Genomic DNA, 6,045 nt, shown 5'->3' with positions numbered 1-6,045 from the left:
CAATTGCTAATCGCTCCTTCAGAATGACAGCTAGTCGCCGTTCACTATTCGCTGTTTGCTTCTTCAGAATGACATCTAATCGCTGTTTGCTAATCGCTATTTGCTTCTTCAGAATGACAATTAATCGCTATTTGCTCCTTCAGAATGACAGCTAGCGAAACGCGTGCGTAATTATTCCGCTACGGCTTTTCGCTCTTCGACTTCTTCTGCCGCCTCAATGACCTTCGGGGCTTCGCCTTTCTTTTCTTTGCTCGGGCATTTCGGGTTGATACAGAGTATCCACGGCCTGCCCTTGCCCGACATGACCTTTATCTTCGGGCTGCCGCAATCGGGACATTTCTCGCCGAGGGCGATAATCTCGCCGTATTGCGGAAGCGGGTAAGAATTGCTGCATTCCGGATAATTCGTGCATCCCACGAACCGCTTGCGGCTCTTCTTGGCCCTGATGATCTTTAACGGCGAGCCGCACTTCGGGCATTCGCCGACGATTTTATCCTCGCGGATGCCGGCGCGGATCTCCTCGCCAAGCTCGCTCTTCTTATTGTTCAGCGCAAGCATGATATCGGCAAGCATCTGCCGTGATCTCTCAACAACCGCGCTCTGGCTTGTCGCGCCTTCGGCGATTGCGTCCATGTCCTGTTCAAGTTCTGCGGTCATCGCAGGCGTTGCGATACGCTCGGCGTATTTTAGAAGAGACTCCGCAACAGCCATTCCGGTCTCGGTCGGCTGGATCGGGTCGCTATGGACGTAGCCGCGGTCGTAGAGGTTCTTAATGATCTCATGCCGCGTGGCTTTCGTGCCCAGGCCCAACTCCTCCATCTTCTGGATGAGCTTGCCCTGGCTGTAGCGCGCGGGTGGCTGGGTCTCTTTATCCTCCCTATCGATATTGATCAACGTGACGCTATCGCCTTGTTGCGCGGCCGGCAGCTCCTCGTCCTTTTTACGGCTGTACGGGTAATATTTCAACCAACCCTCATTGACAACCCTGCTGCCGCGTGCGAAGAACGGCTCCCCGTTCGTATCGATATCGATTCGCATGCTCTCTGATGTAGCGATCGGCGCGAGTGTCGCATAGAACCTGCGGACAACCAGCTCGTAAATCTTCCACTCCTGGGCGTCGAGTTCGTCTTTCTTGGCCACACCGGTCGGATGGATCGGCGGGTGGTCGGTTGCAAACTTTTTACCGCGCGTCGGTTTGAGCTCTTTTTGCTTCAGAAGCTCTGTAGCAAGCGCCCCGAGCTGGGGGCTGGCCATGAGCATCTCTAACAGCTCGCGCAGATCGAGCGAATCGGGATAAACCGTGTTATCCACCCTCGGATAGCTGATGAGACCCCGCATATACAGGGTTTCGGCAATCCTCATGGCGTTTGAAGTCGATATCCCGACGTTGGTCGCCGCGCTTAGAAACGCGGTTGTATTAAACGGCGACGGCGGCGCGCTCTCGCGCTGCGACTTGGTTACCGAGGTAACCGTACCGGTCCTAACTCCGTTAACATTCTCAATTACTTTTTCAGCCTCAGCCTTGTCCCAGAACTTCTCTGTCTTATGGCTGGCTATAAATCTTGAGCCTTCGTGATCGTATGTCGCCTTTATCTGCCAGTACGGCTCAACAACAAACGCCTCACGCTCTTTTTCTCTTTGAACGACGAGGGCAAGCGTCGGGCTCTGGACGCGGCCGACTGAAAGGAACTGGTGCCCAAGCCTTTTTGAGGCGAGCGAAAGAAATCTGGTAAGCGTAGCCCCCCAGATCAAATCGATATCCTGACGGGCTTCTCCGGCCTGTGCCAGGTTGGTGTAGAGGTCTTCGGGATTTCCAAACGCCCTGTCTATCTCCTGCTTGGTAATGGCTGAGAACCTGGCCCGTTTTACGTCGACTTTAAGATTTACTTCCTCAATTAAATGAACCGCGTCGGCACCGATTAACTCGCCTTCGCGGTCAAAGTCGGTCGCGATAACGACCTCGTTTGCTTCCTTGGCCAATTTCTGCAAGGCCTTGATAATCTGCTTTTGCATGGGGACCTTGATGATCTTGGCATCGATCAACGATTCGGGAGTAACACTCTGCCAGTTACTGTATTCCGCAGGAAAATCGACTTTGAGGATGTGCCCCTTAAGCCCGATGACCGCGGTCTCGCCGCCTTTTGCGGCAAACTTATAGACCGGGATCGTGAAGCTCTTCTCTGTCTTAACTTTTCCGCCCGCTAAAATCTTGGCGATTCGCTCTGCTGCTATATTCTTCTCAGTTACGATTAGTTTCATTTACACCACTCTTCTGGTTTTGACTTTTTTCGCGTTGACTCGCCTGAACATTATAGTGCGACCTTGGTTTTTAAGCAACATCATATAGTTTTTTTAAGTTCTTTTAAGTTCTTCTGTAGCCGTGTACAAAGATGTTCGTAAACACGTTCATAAGATTCTACCATATTCGTTATGTTTCTATCGGGTGGTTCCAACTGAAGTTTAGCCAGAAGTTGTGACAGGCACTCGATACGCATCAGGTATCGATATCGTTCCCGGTCTGCGTGGTAACGGCGCATTCCCCGGTCTGGCACTTGAGGATCTCAAGCCCATGTGGAAGCGCAGGCATGACTACCTGCAGCGATTCGCGTACGGCCTTGGGGCTGCCGGGCAGGTTGATGATAAGCGTCTGCCCGCGCATTCCGCTGACAGCGCGTGAAAGCATTGCGTGCGGTGTGATTTTAAGGCTTGCGTGCCGGATCGCCTCGACAAAACCGGGGGCATTCCTCTCTATTACCGCAAGCGTCGCCTCAGGCGTCACATCACGTGGAGAAAATCCGGTGCCGCCCGTGGTGAGGATGAGGTCGGCATCCTCAAGGTCGGCAAGACGTACCAGACGTTCCTCGATCTCGTATTGCTCGTCGGGGATGACCTCGTAGTAGAACACGATCGCGCCCTCCGCCTCGACGATCGAGCGTATCTCGGGGCCGCTCGTATCCACACGCTCTCCCCGTGCGCCTTTATCGCTCATGGTAAGTATCGCTACCTTTACGCCTTTAAGCTTCATACTCATACTCTATCTTTATCCCTCAGCTACGATTGCATCGCCCGCATGTACAGTGCCGCCGTGGATGACCTTGGCGAAGATGCCTTCCTTCGGCATAACGCAGTCTCCGGCCTGGCGGTAAATCGCACAGTGCGTATGGCATTCTTTCCCGATTTGTGTGACCTCTAAAACTATATACGCTCCCACTTTAAGCCTGGAGCCTATTGGCAGCGCCAAAAGATCGACGCCCGAGGTCGTCAGGTTCTCGGCGAAATCACCGGGGCCGACCTTAAGCCCCATCGCGACCATCTTGTCGACGCTCTCCCGCGCGAGAAGGCTTACCTGCCGGTGCCAATCCGCAGCGTGCGCATCATCCTTCAACCCGTGGTCCACCAGCACATCCGCACCCTCCACCGGCTTTTTCCTCATGCCCTTCTTAGGACTTATATTAACGGAGACAATCTTCCCTTTTCCGTTCTGCATTCTTCATCAAACCCCATTTAAAAGATACTTCCTAAAAACCTTCTTCTTACAATAGCTTAACTACGCCTAGACGCTGGTAGGTGACAATCGTGGAAGTACACTCGAGATTCTTCACTATCGTTCAGAATGACTTCTAGAACCCACGCTCTAGACCAACACCCCGTTCACCTATTCACCCGTTCACCTATTCACCTATTCACCTATTCACCGGTGATCGCTTTTCCCGCCGGTTTTTTCAACCAGTTCGATATCGCCTATCATCATCGTTTTGTCGACGGCCTTGCACATATCATAGACGGTGAGCGCGGCGATGGTAACGGCGGTGAGCGCCTCCATTTCTACACCGGTCCTGTCAAGGGTGCGAACTGTGGCGATGACACCAAGCTCCGTGTCGCTTAACACTGAAAACCCTATATCAACGCCGGTCACCTGGATGGGATGGCACATCGGGATGAGGCCGGGCGTCTTCTTGGCCCCCATGATCCCCGCGACTTGCGCAACCGCCAACACATCGCCTTTCTTGATGCCGCCCTCCTGGATCAGTTCCAGGGTTTCGGCTTTCATTTTAACGATACCGCGGGCGATAGCCGACCGTGCCGTGATATCTTTGTTGCTGACATCGACCATCTTCGCGCGGCCCTCTTTATTAAAATGCGTCAAGGCTTTAAGCTCTTCTTCTACGATTCTCCAGCGATCCGCCATCCTAATTTAGCCCCCTATCTGGCACATCAGGCGCGCCGGTTTTTCCTGTGCGCCGGCGCTGTGCCGCTCCGGTTTGCTTTCAGTAACAGTTCGGATAAAAGCCGCGATTTCCTGCTCGCTTGTGTTACCCCGCAAAATCGGCCGCACGTCGAACTCGGCATCCGAGAACAAACAAACCCTGAGTTTGCCGTCCGGCGTAAGCCTCAGGCGGTTGCAGCTCGGGCAGAAATGGTTGCTGATAGGGCTGATAAACCCCAATGTGCCGAGCGCACCTTTACAGGTCGCATACTGGGCCGGACCAGCCCCTTTCGGGCCTTCGACCGGCTCGAACCCGCCATAACGACCCAGCTTCTGCTTTAACTCATCAATTGAAAGATAGAGTTCGGGATTCCAATCGCCGACAGGCATGAACTCGATGAAGCGTACATGCACCGGATAATCGTGAATCAATCTAATGAAATCTTTGGGGTCGTCGTTGACCCCTTTTATCAAAACGGTATTTATCTTCACCGGATCAAATCCCAGCTCAAGCGCCACTCTAACCCCCGCAAGCGCCTTCTCGACACCGCCGAGGCGGGTAAGTTTTTGATAGGTCTCGGGGTCGAGGCTGTCGATGCTCACGTTTACGCGCTGTAACCCCGCCTTCTTTAAATCCTCTGCGTGGTGCGGCAGGAGGATTCCGTTTGTGGTGAGCGAGAGGTCGTTCAACCCCGGGATATTGGCAAGCATCTCAACCAGCTTGACGATATCCCTTCTCACCAGGGGCTCTCCACCAGTAAGGCGGATTTTTGTGATGCCTGTAGCGACGGCGGCTTCTGCAAACCGCTTGATCTCCTCGTAGGAAAGTATCTCTTCGTGCGGTTTTGGGGTAATCCCTTCTTCGGGCATGCAGTAGAAGCAGCGCAGGTTACACCTGTCCGTTACCGATATTCTCAAATAGTCGATCTTGCGATCGTAGTTATCGTAAAGCGCTTCCATGTTTGCCCTTTGTTTTTATAAATTTCTCTTCGAGCAAATCCGCCACCCCGGATGCATCGTCCAGGGCAAAATGCGGTCGCTCAACCGGAAAAACGTTATCCGTAACCACTGCGACCAGCTCCATCGCGCTACTTAGAAGCTCTTCTGAGACCGCTTTGCGCGAAACTTCAACCTTAGGATACGGCCCTCGTTTATACCCCTCCGTGAGGACAATGTCGTAGCCCGGCCCGATTGCGGCGATGACATCCCGCACCGACATCTCCGCTTCGAGTTTTTTAATGACCGCCATCTTATGCGGCGACGCAATGGCGACAGCATCGGCGCCCGCGTCGGCGTGACGGTAGGTATCCTTGCCGGGATGATCGATCTCAAAATCGTGGACGTTGTGTTTGATAACAGCTACGCGCCGCCCGCGCTTCTTTAATTCCGCAATGAGCTTGACCAAAAAAGTCGTCTTTCCTACATTGGATTTACCGACCACCGATACAACCGGTATCATTTAAAGCACCCCAGCTCACAAGCGTAAATCTTAATCCCAAGCTCATCGCACGCATCCCCAACCCGGCGAAGCGGCACCCCAAGCTCCTCACCCACCTTGCGAGCCACCGTACACGAAATCCTATTATCCATAGCCGCCTCTTGTACCTTCTGAAGCAGCTTTTCTTTCGATATTTCCATCAAAACCTCCATATTACCTATAACTAATAGACCGTTTAGCACCCTACCGACCTACCTGTCAAACAACCTCTCGCTCGATGTCATTCTTAACGCCGGCAATTGTCATTCTGAGCACCAACAATTGTCATTCTGAGCAGGTCCTTCGCTATCGCTCAGGATAAACTCCGAATCTAGAGAACACTCACAGACTGCTGTTGCCT

The 6,045-nt window shown here is 53.0% G+C and carries 7 protein-coding genes; all 7 read right to left on the bottom strand.

Going from position 1 to position 6,045, the window contains the following annotated elements; all coding sequences use genetic code 11:
- Positions 1-171 precede the first annotated feature (171 nt).
- Entirely contained in the window at positions 172-2,259 is a 2,088-nt protein-coding gene (locus tag COY37_RS11340) for a DNA topoisomerase I (RefSeq protein WP_286678109.1), read from the bottom strand.
- A 235-nt stretch (positions 2,260-2,494) separates the two neighbouring features.
- Positions 2,495-3,031 carry a MogA/MoaB family molybdenum cofactor biosynthesis protein gene (locus tag COY37_RS11335; RefSeq protein ID WP_286678110.1) on the bottom strand — a complete coding sequence of 179 codons (537 nt, stop codon included), beginning with the start codon at positions 3,029-3,031 and terminating at the stop codon, positions 2,495-2,497.
- 9 nt (positions 3,032-3,040) lie between these two features.
- Entirely contained in the window at positions 3,041-3,487 is a 447-nt protein-coding gene (locus tag COY37_RS11330) for an MOSC domain-containing protein (protein ID WP_286678111.1), read from the bottom strand.
- Between the two features lie 204 nt (positions 3,488-3,691).
- Positions 3,692-4,189: a cyclic pyranopterin monophosphate synthase MoaC gene (moaC, locus tag COY37_RS11325; RefSeq protein WP_286678112.1), complete on the bottom strand. Its 498-nt coding sequence runs from the start codon at positions 4,187-4,189 to the stop codon at positions 3,692-3,694.
- Between the two features lie 6 nt (positions 4,190-4,195).
- The gene (gene moaA, locus COY37_RS11320) at positions 4,196-5,167 is read right to left on the bottom strand and encodes a GTP 3',8-cyclase MoaA (protein WP_286678113.1); all 972 of its coding nucleotides are present in this window, start codon (positions 5,165-5,167) and stop codon (positions 4,196-4,198) included.
- Positions 5,148-5,666: a molybdopterin-guanine dinucleotide biosynthesis protein B gene (gene mobB, locus COY37_RS11315; protein WP_286678114.1), complete on the bottom strand. Its 519-nt coding sequence runs from the start codon at positions 5,664-5,666 to the stop codon at positions 5,148-5,150. The genes moaA and mobB overlap by 20 nt, the downstream gene beginning before the upstream one ends.
- The gene (locus COY37_RS11310) at positions 5,663-5,845 is read right to left on the bottom strand and encodes a hypothetical protein (protein ID WP_286678115.1); all 183 of its coding nucleotides are present in this window, start codon (positions 5,843-5,845) and stop codon (positions 5,663-5,665) included. The genes mobB and COY37_RS11310 overlap by 4 nt, the downstream gene beginning before the upstream one ends.
- Positions 5,846-6,045: the final 200 nt, after the last annotated feature.

The sequence above is a fragment of the Candidatus Aquicultor secundus genome, assembly GCF_002791875.1.
Lineage (GTDB): Bacteria > Actinomycetota > Aquicultoria > Aquicultorales > Aquicultoraceae > Aquicultor_A > Aquicultor_A secundus.
Note: the sequence above shows the minus strand (reverse complement) of the source record. Positions and strands in the feature narration are given on the sequence as shown.